This is a genomic window from Stenotrophomonas nitritireducens, assembly GCF_001700965.1.
In the GTDB taxonomy this organism is placed as follows: domain Bacteria; phylum Pseudomonadota; class Gammaproteobacteria; order Xanthomonadales; family Xanthomonadaceae; genus Stenotrophomonas; species Stenotrophomonas nitritireducens_A.
The window spans coordinates 4,443,561-4,458,632 of sequence record NZ_CP016756.1 but is presented as its reverse complement, the minus strand read 5'-3'; the positions used below and the strand labels follow the sequence as shown (position 1 = coordinate 4,458,632).

14 protein-coding genes are annotated in these 15,072 nt (G+C 64.2%); all 14 read left to right on the top strand.

All coding sequences use genetic code 11. The annotated features are described in order from the left end of the window. Nucleotide 1 precedes the first annotated feature (1 nt). Entirely contained in the window at nucleotides 2-1,195 is a 1,194-nt protein-coding gene (flgJ, locus tag BCV67_RS18980; RefSeq protein ID WP_062167570.1) for a flagellar assembly peptidoglycan hydrolase FlgJ, read from the top strand. Nucleotides 1,196-1,206: 11 nt separating this feature from the next. Next, a complete protein-coding gene (flgK, locus tag BCV67_RS18975) occupies nucleotides 1,207-3,084 on the top strand; it encodes a flagellar hook-associated protein FlgK (protein ID WP_062167572.1) in 1,878 nt (625 codons plus the stop codon). Continuing rightward, nucleotides 3,084-4,286: a flagellar hook-associated protein FlgL gene (gene flgL / locus BCV67_RS18970; RefSeq protein WP_062167574.1), complete on the top strand. Its 1,203-nt coding sequence runs from the start codon at nucleotides 3,084-3,086 to the stop codon at nucleotides 4,284-4,286. Before flgK ends, flgL begins: the two co-directional genes overlap by 1 nt. 66 nt (nucleotides 4,287-4,352) lie before the next feature. After that, nucleotides 4,353-5,579 carry a flagellin gene (locus BCV67_RS18965; RefSeq protein WP_062167576.1) on the top strand — a complete coding sequence of 409 codons (1,227 nt, stop codon included), beginning with the start codon at nucleotides 4,353-4,355 and terminating at the stop codon, nucleotides 5,577-5,579. Nucleotides 5,580-5,934: 355 nt separating this feature from the next. Further along, nucleotides 5,935-7,122, top strand: a complete 1,188-nt coding sequence (locus tag BCV67_RS18960; protein ID WP_062167578.1) for a flagellin — start codon at nucleotides 5,935-5,937, stop codon at nucleotides 7,120-7,122. 229 nt (nucleotides 7,123-7,351) lie between these two features. Continuing rightward, nucleotides 7,352-8,710: a flagellar filament capping protein FliD gene (gene fliD / locus BCV67_RS18955; protein ID WP_062167580.1), complete on the top strand. Its 1,359-nt coding sequence runs from the start codon at nucleotides 7,352-7,354 to the stop codon at nucleotides 8,708-8,710. Nucleotides 8,711-8,803: 93 nt separating this feature from the next. Then, nucleotides 8,804-9,226 (top strand): flagellar export chaperone FliS, encoded by a 423-nt coding sequence (fliS, locus tag BCV67_RS18950; protein WP_062167582.1) that lies wholly within the window; start codon nucleotides 8,804-8,806, stop codon nucleotides 9,224-9,226. Then, the gene (locus tag BCV67_RS18945) at nucleotides 9,226-9,537 is read left to right on the top strand and encodes a hypothetical protein (RefSeq protein ID WP_062167584.1); all 312 of its coding nucleotides are present in this window, start codon (nucleotides 9,226-9,228) and stop codon (nucleotides 9,535-9,537) included. Before fliS ends, BCV67_RS18945 begins: the two co-directional genes overlap by 1 nt. Continuing rightward, on the top strand, nucleotides 9,534-10,106 hold the full coding sequence (locus BCV67_RS18940; protein ID WP_062167586.1) for a PilZ domain-containing protein: 573 nt from the start codon (nucleotides 9,534-9,536) through the stop codon (nucleotides 10,104-10,106). Before BCV67_RS18945 ends, BCV67_RS18940 begins: the two co-directional genes overlap by 4 nt. Before the next feature lie 78 nt (nucleotides 10,107-10,184). Next, on the top strand, nucleotides 10,185-10,817 hold the full coding sequence (locus tag BCV67_RS18935; protein ID WP_062167588.1) for a response regulator: 633 nt from the start codon (nucleotides 10,185-10,187) through the stop codon (nucleotides 10,815-10,817). A gap of 261 nt (nucleotides 10,818-11,078) precedes the next feature. Continuing rightward, the gene (gene rpoN / locus BCV67_RS18930) at nucleotides 11,079-12,488 is read left to right on the top strand and encodes an RNA polymerase factor sigma-54 (protein WP_062167590.1); all 1,410 of its coding nucleotides are present in this window, start codon (nucleotides 11,079-11,081) and stop codon (nucleotides 12,486-12,488) included. Nucleotides 12,489-12,502: 14 nt separating this feature from the next. Beyond that, nucleotides 12,503-12,883: a response regulator gene (locus BCV67_RS18925; RefSeq protein WP_062167592.1), complete on the top strand. Its 381-nt coding sequence runs from the start codon at nucleotides 12,503-12,505 to the stop codon at nucleotides 12,881-12,883. Further along, nucleotides 12,876-14,354 (top strand): sigma-54 dependent transcriptional regulator, encoded by a 1,479-nt coding sequence (locus BCV67_RS18920; protein ID WP_062167594.1) that lies wholly within the window; start codon nucleotides 12,876-12,878, stop codon nucleotides 14,352-14,354. The genes BCV67_RS18925 and BCV67_RS18920 overlap by 8 nt, the downstream gene beginning before the upstream one ends. Before the next feature lie 77 nt (nucleotides 14,355-14,431). Continuing rightward, entirely contained in the window at nucleotides 14,432-15,067 is a 636-nt protein-coding gene (locus BCV67_RS18915; protein WP_197430087.1) for an acyltransferase, read from the top strand. Nucleotides 15,068-15,072 lie beyond the last annotated feature (5 nt).

Genomic DNA, 15,072 nt, shown 5'->3' with positions numbered 1-15,072 from the left:
CATGCGTATCGCCGCGCCATCGCTGGAACTGAACCCGGCCCTCGCCAATGATCCGGCGAAGATCGACAAGGTTGCCCGCCAGCTGGAAGGCCAGTTCGCACAGATGCTGGTCAAGAGCATGCGTGATGCAAGCTTCGGCGATTCGCTGTTCCCGGGCGAAAACCAGATGTTCCGCGAGATGTACGATCAGCGCATTGCCGAGGCGATGACGCGCGGCCGTGGGCTCGGCCTGTCGGCGATGATCGCGCGCCAGCTCGGCGGCAGCGATGCAGCCAATACACCCAACGTTGATCCCCGCATCAAGCCCGCTGCTGCCGCGCGTGCCTATCAATTGACCGCCCCGGCAGCGCCTGCCCTGCCGCTGGATCCGGCATCGGCAGGCAACGTGGATCCCCTGTCGTCATTGAACATCGGCGACCAATCCACCTATATGGCACCGCAGGCGCAGGCGCTGGATCTGATTGCCGGCCGTGACAGCAGCAGTTTCCATGCCTCGTTGAGCAGCGCCAGCCCGTATCAGGACACCTTGGTCGACACACCCGCCGCCGACTGGGCGATGGGCAACGACCGCTGGAGCAATGCAACCGCAGCGCAGCGCGGTGACGCTGTCGATACCACCACCGCCAACCTTGCCGCCGACAAGCTCGGCAAGCACACGCCGGAAGGCTTTGTCGCCAGCATCTGGCCGCATGCCGAACGCGCCGCGCGCGAGCTGGGCGTGGACCCGCGCGCACTGGTTGCACAGGCCGCATTGGAAACCGGCTGGGGCAAGCGCCACATCAAACGTGACAACGGCGACAGCAGCCACAACCTGTTCGGCATCAAGGCCAACGGCTGGAGCGGCGAACGCGCCACCACCGGCACCCACGAATACGTCAACGGTCAGCGGCGCAACGAAACCGCCAGCTTCCGTGCCTATGGCTCGATGGCCGAGAGCTTCGGCGATTACGTCCGCATGCTGAAAACCAGCCCCCGCTACCAGGCCGCGCTCAGCGCCGGCAGCGATGTGCGCAGCTTCGCGCAGGGCCTGCAACGCGCCGGCTACGCCACCGATCCGGCCTACGCGGCGAAGATCGCCGCCATCGCCGCCGGGCCCACTATCGGCCGCGCTGTCGCCGCCATCGGCGATGCCGGTGCGCGCCTGGGCCAGACCATTGCCAGTAACGCCGGTGCTACCGGCATCACCCGTCGTTGAGATAGCCGTCCATGTCTAATGTTCTTTCCACTGGCACCAGCGCGCTGATCGCCTTCCAACGGGCGCTGGCCACGGTCAGCCACAACGTCGCCAACATCAAGACTGACGGCTACAGCCGGCAGAAGATGGATTTCGCCACTCGCGACCCGAGCGACGTGGGCTATGGCGATGTCGGCAACGGCACCAAGATCACCGACATCCGTCGTGTCGCCGACCAGCTCGCCATTTCGCGCCTGCTCGACAGCAACGGTGAGCTGGCGCGCCTGCAGCAGCTGTCCGGCATGGCGGACCGCGTTGACGCGCTGTTCTCGGACGCAGCCACCAACGTCAACGGCGTGTGGTCAAACTTCTTCGATGCGGTCAACGGACTGGCGTCCAACGCCTCCGGCACCGCCGACCGTCGCGACGTGCTGGACAACGCCGGCACCCTGGTGAACCGCTTCAAGCAGCTCAATAGCAACCTCGACAATCTGAACAGCGAGGTCAACAACGGCCTGATCTCCGCGGCCAGCGAGGTCAACCGGCTGGCCAAGGAGATCGCGCAGATCAACGGTGCCATCGGCAGCAATGCCGCTGCCGCCGCGCCCGACCTGCTGGACCGGCGTGACCAGCTGATCTCCAAGCTGGTCGGCTATACCGGCGGCACCGCGGTAATTCAGGACGGCGGCGTGATGAACGTCTATTCCGCCGGCGGCCATGCACTGGTGGTGGGCACGACGGCGTCGCAGATCACCACTGCACCGAATCCCTACCAGCCCGAACGTCTGCAACTGGCCATCAAGACCCAGAGCATGACCGTCACCTTGGACAACAAGGCAATGGGCGGACAGATCGGCGGCCTGCTCGAGTTCCGCGAGACCGTGCTGACTCCGGCCCAGGCTGAACTTGGGCGGATTGCAGTAGGCATGGCGCAATCCTTCAACCAGGCCCACGCCGAGGGCATGGACCTGTACGGCAACCTCGGGGGCAACTTCTTCAATCTCGGCACGCCGAAGATTGCCGCGCACAGCGCCAATACCGGCACAGCCACGCTCAACGCCAGCTATGGTGACCTGGGCGCGCTGGACGGGCAGAACCTGCTGCTCAAGTTCGATGGCACCAGTTGGCAGGCCACACGCGCCGATTCCGGAGCTGCGGTGCCGATGACCGGCAGCGGCACCGCGGCTGACCCGTTCGTGGTCAACGGCGTGCAGTTCGTGGTGGGTGGCACGCCTGCGGCCAATGACCGCTTCCTGCTGCAGCCCACCGCTGGCGCAACCAACGACTTGTCGGTGGCGATCACCGATCCTTCGCGCATTGCCGCCGCCAATCCGGTCAAGGGCACCGCCGTGCTGGGCAATACCGGCACCGGCGTGCTCGGCAAGCTGGACGTACTCAATGCTGGCAACCCTGCCCTGCTCAACCCGGCGGTGATCGCTTTCACCGACGCCAACAACTACACCATCGACGGTGTCGGCCCCTATCCCTATACCCCGGGACAGACCATCAGCGCCAATGGCTGGAGCATCGTGCTCGACGGCAAGCCCGCCACCGGTGATCGCTTCGATATCGGCAAGACCGCTGCAGGTTCCAGTGACAACGGCAATGCCTCGCGGTTGGCCGGCGTGGAAGATGCCAAGGCATTCAACGCGGGCACGGTCACCTTGAACGGCGCGCTTGGTGGCCTGACGACACAGATCGGCTCGGCCGCGCGTGCAGCCGACTACTCGCTGCAGGCGCAGCAGGTGATCAACGACAACGCCAAGGCATCACGGGATTCGATCTCGGGTGTGAACCTTGATGAAGAGGCGGCGGACATGCTCCGGCTGCAGCAGGCCTACCAGGCCGCGTCACAGCTGATCTCCACCGCCGACACCATGTTCCAGACGATCTTGAAGGCGGTGGGCTGATGAGCAACCGAATCTCCAGCAACATGATGTACGACCAGTCGGTCTCGCTGATGTTGTCCAAGCAGAGCAAGATGAACCATCTTGAGCAGCAGCTGGCCACCGGCAAGAAGATCGTCACTGCCAAGGATGATCCGGTCGCCTCCGGTACCGCCGTTGGCCTGGACCGCGTGCTGGCCGAACTGGAACAGCTGGGCAAGAACGCCAACACCGCGCAGAACCGGCTCGGCCTGCAGGAAAACACCTTGTCGCAGGCCAACGAACTGTTGGCACGGGTTTCGGAACTGACCGTGCAGGCCAACAACGCCGCCTTGTCAGCCGAGGACCGCAAGACGGTGTCCGCCGAGTTGCAATCAATCAAGGACCAGATGCTGGCCCTGGCCAACACCACCGACGGCAACGGCCGCTACCTGTTTGGTGGCGCCGCCGATGGTGCCGCACCGTTCACCCTGGCCAATGGCACGGTCACCTACAACGGTGACCAGATCCAGCGCCAGGTTGAGGTCGCACCCGGCGCCTTCGTCAAGGACGCACAACCGGGCAGTGAGGTGTTCCTGCGCATCCGTACCGGCGACGGTACGGTGGATGCAGCAGCCGCCGCCGGCAATACCGGCAAGGCAGTGCTGACCGATATCAGCCGTGATGGTTCGGGCAGCTGGAACGGCGGCAGCTTCACGCTGCGCTTCACCGGCACCGATACCTATGAAGTTGTCGACGCCGGCAATACCGTGGTCGGCACCGGCACCTACAAGACCGGCGAAGACATCGTCTTCCAGGGGTTGCGGGTGCGCATTGAAGGCACCCCGGCCACCGGCGATGCCTTTACCGCCGGCCAAGCCAGTACCCGTGACGTCTTCAGCACCATCGACCAGCTGGTACAGGCGCTGCAGATGGACACCTCCACCGAAGCCGGCCGCACCGCCCAGCAGAACGCACTGCAGGCAAGCATGCGCGACGTCGCACGTGCATCGGGAAGCCTGATCGACGCGCGCGCCGCCGGTGGTGCACAACTCAAATCCATCGACGATGCGGCGGCGCTGCGCGAAGCCAGCAGCATCACCCTGGAAAGTTCCCTGTCGCAGTTGCGCGACCTCAACTATGCCGAGGCCATCGGGCAGTACCAGCTCGAAGGCGCGGCCTTGCAGGCGGCTCAGACCATCTTCACCCAGATGCAGTCGATGTCGCTGTTCAACATGATCCGCTGATTCCGTAATCCGCATCCCTCCACTTCCTCATACGCACCACGTCACCGAACACAACGGAGAAGTCCCATGGCACAAGTCATCAACACCAACATCATGTCGCTGAACGCCCAGCGCAACTTGAACACCAGCGGCAGCAGCCTGGCGACGTCCATCCAGCGTCTCTCCTCGGGCCTGCGCATAAACAGCGCCAAGGATGATGCCGCCGGCCTGGCCATCTCCGAGCGCTTCAGCACCCAGATCCGCGGCCTGGATGTGGCCGTTCGCAACGCCAATGACGGCATCTCGCTGGCGCAGACCGCCGAAGGTGCGATGGTCGAAATCGGCAACAACCTGCAGCGTATCCGCGAGCTGGCGGTGCAGTCCTCCAACGCCACCAACTCGGACAGCGATCGTCAGGCGCTGAATGCCGAAGTCGACCAGCTGCTGTCGGAAATCGATCGTGTCGCCAACCAGACCGGCTTCAACGGCACCAAGCTGCTTGATGGCAGCTTCACCGGCGCGCTGTTCCAGGTAGGCGCCAACTCCGGCCAGACCATCGGCATCAATGCCATTGTCGATGCCAACATCGACACGCTGGGCAAGTCCGGCTTTGCCGACAACGTGAGCGGCGCCGGCATCGCCGGTACCCCGGCCACCGCCTCGGGTACGATCAGCGGCATCACCGTCAGCGTCACCGCGGCGGGCGCCGCTGCACCCACCCAGATCAAGCTGGACGACATCAAGATCGACGTCGGCGACGATGCTGCCGCCGTGCAGAAGAAGGTTGCCCAGGCCTTCAACAACAAGCTGGACCAGACCGGCATGTACGCCACCGTCGAAGCTGGCGAACTGAAGCTGACCTCGGTCAAGGCAGGCCAGGATTTCGGCGGCGTCACCAATGGCACCCTGACCGGCGGCACCGGCATCACCGTCTCGCTGGCCGCCGACCTGGCTGCAACCACCGCAGCCGCCGGTGTGGCCGCCAATGGCGGCGGTACCCGCCACATGGAAGACCTGGACATCTCCAACTTCGCCGGCTCGCAGCGTGCGATCGAGATCGTCGACAAGGCCTTGACCGCGGTCAGCAGCTCGCGTGCGGAGATGGGCGCCATCCAGAACCGCTTCACCTCCACCATCGCCAACCTGGCCACCACCTCGGAGAACCTTTCCGCCTCGCGCAGCCGCATCCGTGATGCGGATTACGCCAAGGAAACCGCCGAGATGACCCGCACCCAGATCCTGCAGCAGGCCGGTACGGCCATGCTGGCCCAGGCCAACCAGGTGCCGCAGAACGTGCTCAGTCTGCTGAAGTAAGCCGGCCGCACCTGTTCAACGCAGAAACCCCGGCTAGCCGGGGTTTTTGCGTTGCAGGGCCATATGAGGGAGCGGCGTAAGCCGCGACGCTGAGATTGCTGAAGGTACAGGTTCTCTAATGCCTCAAATACCCACTGCTTCGCGGCTTACGCCGCTCCCACATGCCGGGTTCCGGGTACTTCCATCAATGGACAGCGATTTTTGTCAATCCGAGCGTGTAGTAGCCCTAAAGCGCAGGAGGGTGCTGCCGTTATTGATATCAGCAGCGGTACTGCGGCCCCTACGGCACTTCCCACTGCACTCAGTACCGGTCAGGTGAGCTGCCGGATCAAACGACAAAAAGGAATCCGAAACCATGGCACAAGTCATCAACACCAACATCATGTCGCTCAATGCTCAGCGCAACCTGAACACGAGCGGCAGCAGCCTGGCCACCTCGATCCAGCGCCTGTCCTCGGGCCTGCGTATCAACAGCGCCAAGGACGACGCCGCTGGTCTGGCCATCTCCGAGCGCTTCACCACCCAGATCCGCGGCCTGGATGTTGCAACCCGCAACGCCAACGACGGCATCTCGCTGGCCCAGACCGCTGAAGGCGCGATGGTCGAAATCGGCAACAACCTGCAGCGTATCCGCGAGCTGGCTGTGCAGTCGTCCAACGCCACCAACTCCTCGACCGACCGCGAAGCGCTGAACTCGGAAGTCAACCAGCTGCTGAAGGAAATCGATCGCGTCTCCAACCAGACCAACTTCAACGGCACCAAGCTGCTGGACGGCAGCTTCTCCGGCGCCCTGTTCCAGGTTGGCGCTGACGCTGGCCAGACCATCGGCATCAACAGCATCGTCGACTCCAACATCGACGCACTGGGCCGCGCCGGATTCGCCGCCGCCGCTACTTCGACCGCAGCGCTGGCATCGGGCGCCGCAACCTCGGCCGGTTCCATCAGCGGCATGAAGGTCAACGGCATCTCCATCGAAACCGTCAAGGTCGCCGTCGGCGACACCGGCGCTGACGTCAGCAAGAAAGTTGCCGCTGCCATCAATGAAAAGATGGACCAGTCAGGCGTTTATGCAACCCTGGACAAGGACAACAAGCTGGTCATGACCTCGGTCAAGGCTGGCAAGGACTTCACCTTCGAAGACGCCACCCAGAACGATGCTGCAGGCCTGGCTTATTCGGGCGCCGGCATCGCAGACGGGACCGTGGCTGACAACGCAACTGCCGGCACCCTGTTCCTGAAGGACCTGGACATCTCCTCCGTCGGAGGTTCGCAGCAGGCACTGGAAATCGTCGACAAGGCACTGACCTCGGTCAACAGCTCGCGCGCCGACATGGGTGCCATCCAGAACCGCTTCAGCTCCACCATCTCCAACCTGTCCACCACCTCGGAAAACCTGTCTGCTTCGCGTGGCCGCATCCGTGATGCCGATTACGCCAAGGAAACCGCCGAGATGACCCGCAACCAGATCCTGCAGCAGGCCGGTACCGCCATGCTCTCGCAGGCCAACAGCTCCACCCAGAACGTGCTCAGCCTGCTGCGCTAAGCAGCTCGCGGGGCCGGTGGACCGGCCCCAACGATGACGTTTCCAGAACCCCCGCTTTCAGGCGGGGGTTCTGCGTTTGGCGCAGTTGCTGGGTGCGTCTGGGCCATTGCGGCACGCCACTTGCATGGTCTGCACGGCAACCGTCGCCGTCTGCCTAAAGTTGCCGGGCAGGCGTGCCGATACAAGGGATAGCTGCACAGGCGTCCTTCCGCCTAGACCAAGGAAACACATGGCCACCTCCTCTCTCGCTGCCGTCGGCTCCGGCCTGGACATCCCCACCATCGTTGCCAAGCTGGTCGCTGCCGAACGCAAGCCGGCCGAGAATCGCATCAACTCGCAGGGCACGGCGGCAACCGCCAAACTGTCGGCGTTGGGCAATATCAAAAGCTCGCTGAGTGGGTTGCAGGCGTCACTGGAGGCAATGGCCAAGAGTGCGGATATCCGGTCCTACAAGGCCACGGTACCGGAGGGCGCTGGTTTCAGCACCAGCATCATCACCGATCCAAGCACCGGCAAGACCCTGGCAACCGCCGGTAGCTACAACGTTGAAGTGCTCAGCCTGGCCACGACCCAGAAGCTCAGTTCCGGCGCGTTCGCCGCCGATGCGCCGGTGGGCGACGGAAAGCTGACGTTCGCCTGGGATGACAAGACGCTTGATGTCGATATCCCGCAAGGTGCCACGCTGACCGAGATCGCCGCTGCCATCAACAGCGCCGCCAACGGCAAGGGTGTCAACGCCACCATCATCACTGCCAGCGATGGCCAGCATCTGGTGATGAACGCCGTCAATGCCGGTACCGACGGTGCGCTGAAGGTCACCACCAGCGGCGGCAACGGCGGCCTGTCCGCACTCACCTGGGACGGCACTGCCGGCGGCATGGCCGAGACCACCGCCGCGAGCAACGCCAAGGTGCGCGTTGATGGCTTCGAACGCGAGTCCAGCAGCAATGCGATCACCGACATCATTCCCGGCATCACCCTCAACCTGAGCAAGGCCGAGGTGGGCACCACGCGCACATTGACCGTCGCCCAGGACAACTCGCCGCTGAAGATCAACCTGCAGGCCTTCGTCAGCGCCTACAACGCGACCACCAGCCTGCTCAAGAGCTCCACCAGCTACGACGCCACCAACAACAAGGCGTCCACGCTGACCGGCGACTCCATGATCCGTGGCCTGCAGCAGCAGATGCGCGGCCTGCTCAGCGCCAACGTCGTCGACCTGAAGGCGCTCGGCGTGGCGATCAACAAGGACGGCACGCTCAGCTTCAGCAGCACCACCTTCGACAAGACCGTGGCCGAAAGCCCGGGCGCGGCGCAGGCGCTGCTGGGCAGCAAAGGCAGCTTCTCCAGCGGCGTGACCAGCATGCTCAAGAGCAACCTGGACAGCCAGGGCACGCTGACCCTGCGTACCAACTCGTTGAACAAGCAGATCAAGAAACTCGAATCCGACCTGGATGCGCTCGACGCGCGCATGGAAAAGGTATCGGAGCGTTACACCAAGCAGTTCACTGCGATGGACACCCTGGTCGCCCAGATGCAGAGCACCAGCAATTACCTGAGCCAGCAGCTGAGCTCCGGTTCCAGGTAAGCGCGGCATCGCAGTACCACGACACTTTCATCCACCACCTGCCGCTGCGACGAACATCTCGTGCAGCGGCTGAAACAAAGGAGTCCCATCCACATGTACGGTGCCAACCGCCACTATGCCGAGCAGTACCGCAAGGTCGGCGTTTCCAGCCGTGCCATCGATGCGGACCCCCATCGTCTGGTCGCGCTGCTGCTTGAAGGCGCCGGCGAGCGCATCCGCCGCGCCGAGGCCTGCCTGGCCAGCGGCGACCAGGCTCTGAAGGGCAAGGCGATCGGCGAGGCCTGCGCCATCATTGGCCATCTCAATGGTTCGCTGGACCATGAGGCCGGTGGCGACGTGGCGGGCAACCTGTCGGCGCTGTACGACTATGTACTGCACCGCCTGACCGAAGGTAATCTCAACAACGACGTCAATGCCCTGCAGGAGTCCTTGTCGCTGATGACCGAGATCGAGTCCGCCTGGAACGCCATTCCTGCCGAGCAGCGCGCCATGCCAAATGCTGGCGGGGCACGTTGATGACCGATTCCGCCGGCCAGGTACTGGATGCCCTGCACGCTGACCTGGATGCCTTGAAGAACGCCATCGACGCCGAAGACCACGCGCGTGCCGAGCAGATTGTTGCCGCCCATGATCAACGCCTGCGCGGTTACATCCAGGACAACGGCGCAGCCGGCGCAGCCGATGCCCTGCAGGCGCTGCTGGAACAGCAGCACGCCCTGACCGAGCGGATGCGCGAGCTGCGCGATGACGCCGCCGCCCATCTGCGTGCCGAACGCCAATCGACCCGTGCAGCCAACGCCTATCAGCAGGCAGGGACCCTGGCATGAACAGCACCGTCATCGACCATCCGGCAGAAACCGAGCTGTTCGATGACACGCTCAGTTGCGAGTTGTCGCTGCCGGTCGAGTTCCAGGCCGGTGCCCAGTTGCAGCGCCCCGGCAGCAGCGAGATGCTCTTGCGCAGCATCGCGCTGGTGGAAGACGCGCGCAGCACGGATGACGGCAGCGACGAGCGTGGTGACACCAGCCTGCAACTGCAACGGCTGGAGGCACGCCTGGACCTGACGCTGGTGCTGCTGGGCCGCCTGCTGCAACGTGACGCGCCCGCGGCAGCCGCAACGCCATTGCGCTGGTCACGGCTTGGGCTGCGCCTGCAACGTACGCAGCTTGCCGGTTACGCAGCTGGCACCAAGGGCATCGTGCAGCTGCAGCCCGCTGAATGGCTGCCCGACCAGATTGAACTGCCGGTCATGGTGCTGGCAGAGGCTGCAACCGCCCAGGGCGTGCAGCTGTGGCTAAAGCTGGACACGCAGAACGAAGCCTTGCTGGCAGCCGTCGAGCGCCATCTGTTCCGCGTGCACCGCAAGCAGATTGCCGACAGTCGCCGCAACCGGTGAGCACATTCCAGTCTGCTGTGCTGGCGCCTGCGCCCCCGCTCCGCTAAGGTGCAGCCTTCTGATATGACCCGGTCCCCAGTGCGCGTTCTTATTGTCGACGACCACACCTTGGTTCGCGCTGGGCTTGCCCGGCTGCTGCAGACATTTGACGGTATCCAGGTGGTGGCCGAAGCCAGCAACGCCGACCAGGCACTGGAAATGGCGCTTTTCCACGTACCGGACCTGATCCTGCTCGACTTGTCGCTGCCCGGCCGTTCAGGGCTGGAAGCACTGTCCGACATCCGCCAGCGCCTGCCGCACGCACGCGCGGTGATGATGTCGATGCACGACGATGCCGCCCATGTCCGTGATGCGCTGGACCGCGGCGCAGTTGGCTTTTTGGTCAAGGATGCGGCACCGGCGGAATTGGAACTGGCGCTGCGCGCAGCGCATGCAGGGCAGGTTTTCCTGAGCCCGCAGATTTCGGCAAAAATGCTGGCGCCGTTGATGAGCAAGGAACGCGCTACCGGTATCGGCGCGCTGTCGCCCCGGCAGAAGCAGATTCTGCGGCGCCTGGGCAATGGCCAGACCACCAAGGAAATCGCCGCGGATCTGGGCATCAGCATCAAAACGGTGGAAACCCACCGTGCGCGGATGATGGAAGCGCTGGGCTGTCGCCGCGCCAATGACCTGCTTTTGCTGGCCGTCCGCCACGAAAACGAGCTTGTTTGACGCCAGCAGTCCGGGCAAAGTGAAGCTGCGTCACGAAATCGGAAACCCGTCACCGCTTGGCACCACGCCATTGAAATCAACAAGTTGGAAGCACATGGCCGCGGCGACGCGCCAATTTATCGGCGCCATGTAGGGGCTACACCTACATGAAGTAAGGGCGATTACGACAGCTATCGGGTCGGCACCTATTACCGCCCCGACATGAAGCACGCAAGATGCGTTCCACAACGCGCCGATCAACCGGGCGCAACGGGAACCTGCATGAAAGCCGCACTGTCTACCCAGCTGGGACAACAACTTCACCTCACGCCTGCGTTGCTGCAATCGATCCGCTTGCTGCAGCTCAATGGCATGCAGCTGGAACTGGAAGTCCGCCAGGCGCTGGAGAACAACCCCTTGCTGGAGCTGCAGGAACTGGTGGAAGACGCGCCGGTGACTGTTGCCGCTGACAGCGCTCAGACCGACACCGCTGCGTTCGACGAGTTGCCCGAAAGTAATCTGTGGGATGTCCCCGGCGCCAGCTGGAATGCCGATGACGAGGACCGCATGGCCCGTGTCGCGGCCGGCGAATCCACCGATCCGCAGCTGCGCATCCTCAATGCACTGGCCTTCGAGCTGGACGAGGCTGACCTGGCCGTTGCCGCTTTCTGGCTGGAACATTGTGATGATGCCGGTTACCTGCAGGCGCCCGTGGCCCAGTTGACCCAGCTGGCCAGTGCCCGCCTCGACCGCACCGGCATCGAGATCGAAGCCATTCGCCAACGTCTGCTGCAGGGCGAACCTGCCGGCATGGCCGCAGTAGACCTGCACGAATGCCTGCTGGCCCAGCTCACCGCCCTGCCCGGCCATGTCCCCGCACGGCACCTGGCGCGCCGCCTGCTCGATGCCGACATGCAGCTGTTGGCCAACCATGATTACGCCGCGCTGGCGAACGCACTGGATGCGGAAGTCGCCGACGTGCAGGAAGCTTTCCGGCTGATTCTCTCGCTGCAGCCGCGACCGTGCGACACCCTGCTGCCGCAGCAGGAAATGACCGTGGTCCCGGACGTGGTGGCCTGGCACGCTGACGGCCAGTGGCGGGTTGCACTGAATCCGGCAACCACGCCGCGCCTGGCCATCAACAGCGGCTATGAGCGCGTGGTGGCCGACAGCAGCGGCGAGGCCGCCCAGCCGCTGCGCGAAATGCTGCAGGAAGCCCGCTGGCTGACCCGTGGCCTGTCGATGCGCTATGACACCCTGCTGCGCACCGCGCGGGTCATCGTCGAGCGCCAGGCCGCGTTCCTGGTCAATGGCGATGAATGCATGGCGCCGCTGACCCTGAAGGAAGTGGCCGACCTGATCGGCATGCACGAATCCACCGTGTCGCGCATCACCTCCGGCAAGTACCTGCAGACGCCGCGTGGCACCTTTGAGTTGAAGCACTTCTTCGCCGTTCGCCTGGAAGGCGCCAGTGTCTCCGGCCAGGCCGTCAAGGCCATGGTCAAGCGCCTGATCGATGCAGAACCACCCGCCCGCCCCCTGGCCGATGAGGCCATCGCCGGCCTGTTGTCCCGCCAGGGCGTGAACATTGCGCGCCGGACCGTCGCAAAATACCGCGAACAGCTTGATATCGCCCCGGCCCGCGAGCGTCGCCGCCAGAGCAGCAAGCCCCAGCTGGCCCGTGTGGGCTGAGACCAAGGATTTCCATGAACAAGCTCACCGTAGTGCTGGTCGACGACCATGAAGGCTTCATCAACGCCGCCATGCGCCATTTCCGCAAGGTCGACTGGCTGGAAGTGGTCGGCAGTGCCGCCAACGGGCTGGAGGCGATCGAGCGCTCCGAAGCCCTGCGCCCGCACGTGGTGCTGATGGATCTGGCCATGCCGGAAATGGGCGGCCTGCAGGCCACGCGCCTGATCAAGACCCAGGACCAGCCACCGTACATCGTCATCGCCAGCCATTTCGATGACGCCGAGCACCGCGAACATGCGTTGCGCGCCGGCGCTGACAACTTCGTCAGCAAACTGTCCTACATCCAGGAAGTCATGCCCATCCTGGAAAGCCTGAAGGTGCAGGAACATGAGTGAGTCACGCATTCTCGTGATAGATGCCGACGGCATGCGCGCCGAACGCACGTTGGCGTTGCTGGAATTCATGGATTTCAACCCGCGCTGGGTCAGCGAAGCGCAGGACATCGACGTCAGCCGCCACCGCAGCAATGACTGGATGGCCGTGGTGGTGGGCACGCTTGAAGATGCCGACCGCGCTGCCGGCTTCTTCACCTGGTTGGCTGGCACTTCGTTGCCGCCGCCGATCCTGCTGGCTGAAGGCGACCCGCTTGCGTTCTCGCGCCACTACGGCCTGCACGAAGCCAATGTCTGGCCGCTGGAACAGCCCATGCGCCATGCGCAGATGGAAGCGCTGCTGCGCCGCGCCAGCCTGAAGCGGCTGGATGCCGAGCACCAGGCCGGCAACGCCGATGAGAGCGGCCCTACCGGGCATAGCACGGCGGTGGTAGCGCTGCGCCAGCTGATCGAGCAGGTCTCCAATTTCGATACCACCGTGCTGGTGCTGGGCGAATCCGGCACCGGCAAGGAAGTGGTCTCGCGCGCCATCCACCAGCGCTCGCCGCGCCGCGATGGGCCGTTCATCGCCATCAACTGCGGCGCGATCCCGGCTGACCTGCTGGAAAGCGAGCTGTTCGGCCATGAGAAAGGCGCCTTCACCGGTGCGCTGAGTGCACGCAAGGGCCGTTTCGAAATGGCCGAAGGTGGCACCCTGCTGCTCGATGAAATCGGCGACATGAGCCTGCCGATGCAGGTCAAGCTGCTGCGCGTGCTGCAGGAGCGCAGCTTCGAGCGCGTCGGCGGCAACCAGACCATCCGCTGCAATGTGCGGGTCATCGCCGCAACCCACCGCAACCTGGAATCGAGCATCACCGACGGCAAGTTCCGCGAGGATCTTTTCTACCGCCTCAACGTGTTCCCGATCGAAGTGCCGGCGCTGCGCGAACGCGCCAGCGATCTTCCCGAACTGGTGGAGACCATAGCCACCCAGCTCTCGCGTACCGGCCGTGGCGAAGTGCGTTTCGCTCCCGAGGCACTGCAGGCCCTGGCCGGCTATGCCTGGCCCGGCAATGTGCGCGAGCTGACCAACTTGGTCGAGCGGCTGGCCGTGCTGCATCCCGGCGGCACCGTGCGCCTGCAGGACCTGCCCAGCCGCTACCGTGGCGACAAGGCCGTCCTGGCTGCTGCCAATGTCGAAGACGAACGTCCGCTGCTGTTTGGAAAGCAGCCCGCCACGCTGGAAACGTCTGCCAACCCGGTTACGGACCTGATCAACAAGATCGCCGCTCCGGAAACTACCCGTCAGCTGCCCAATGAGGGCATGGATCTGCGTGATCACATGGCCAACATCGAGCTGACCCTGATCAACGAAGCACTGGAACGCACCCAGGGCGTGGTCGCCCATGCCGCCCAGCTGCTTGGCCTGCGCCGCACCACGCTGGTCGAGAAACTGCGCAAGTACGGTATCGAGCGCGAACCGGTGGCAGAGTAAGCGCCGTGGAGAGCAACGAAACATCAGCAACGCCAGTCGCTGAACGCAGCGAACTGCGCGATGAACGCGGAAACAGGGTGCTTGCACCGGTCGCGATGGGCAATCTCACCACCTTGTTCAAAGGCAGCAATTGCACGCTGGAGATCCACCCGCTCGCGCGGCTTGGCCCGGTGGCCGTCGAGTTCCACGGTTCCAATGCGCAATGCCGGATAGGCCCTGCCGGCCCGGTTGGCAGTTTTTCTGCGACCATCCGCCTGGGTGAAGACTCCGTGGTCGAGATCGGCGCCGGCGTGACCACCACCGCACGGGCCTTCATCGCCACCAGCGAAGGGGCGCGAATAACCGTCGGCGACGACTGCATGCTCGCCTCGGACGTGCAGCTGCGCGGTGACGACGCACATCCAATCTTCGACATCCATAGCGGCCTTCGCATCAACCCGGCAGAAGACATCGTGATCGGCGCCCATGTCTGGCTGGCCTATGCTGCGCGTTGCCTGGGCGGTGCGCATATCGGCGATGGCAGTGTGATTGGCATGGACAGCGTCGTAACCGGCCCAATCCCGAACAACTGCGTGGCCGTTGGCACGCCAGCACGTGTGACTCGCCGCGACATTGCCTGGGAGCGCCCGCACCTGTCGATGGCACAGCCGGCGTACAAGCCCGATGGTGACTGTATCCCCCGGTCGAGCTACTGGAACCCCACCCGCGAGTGAATCGC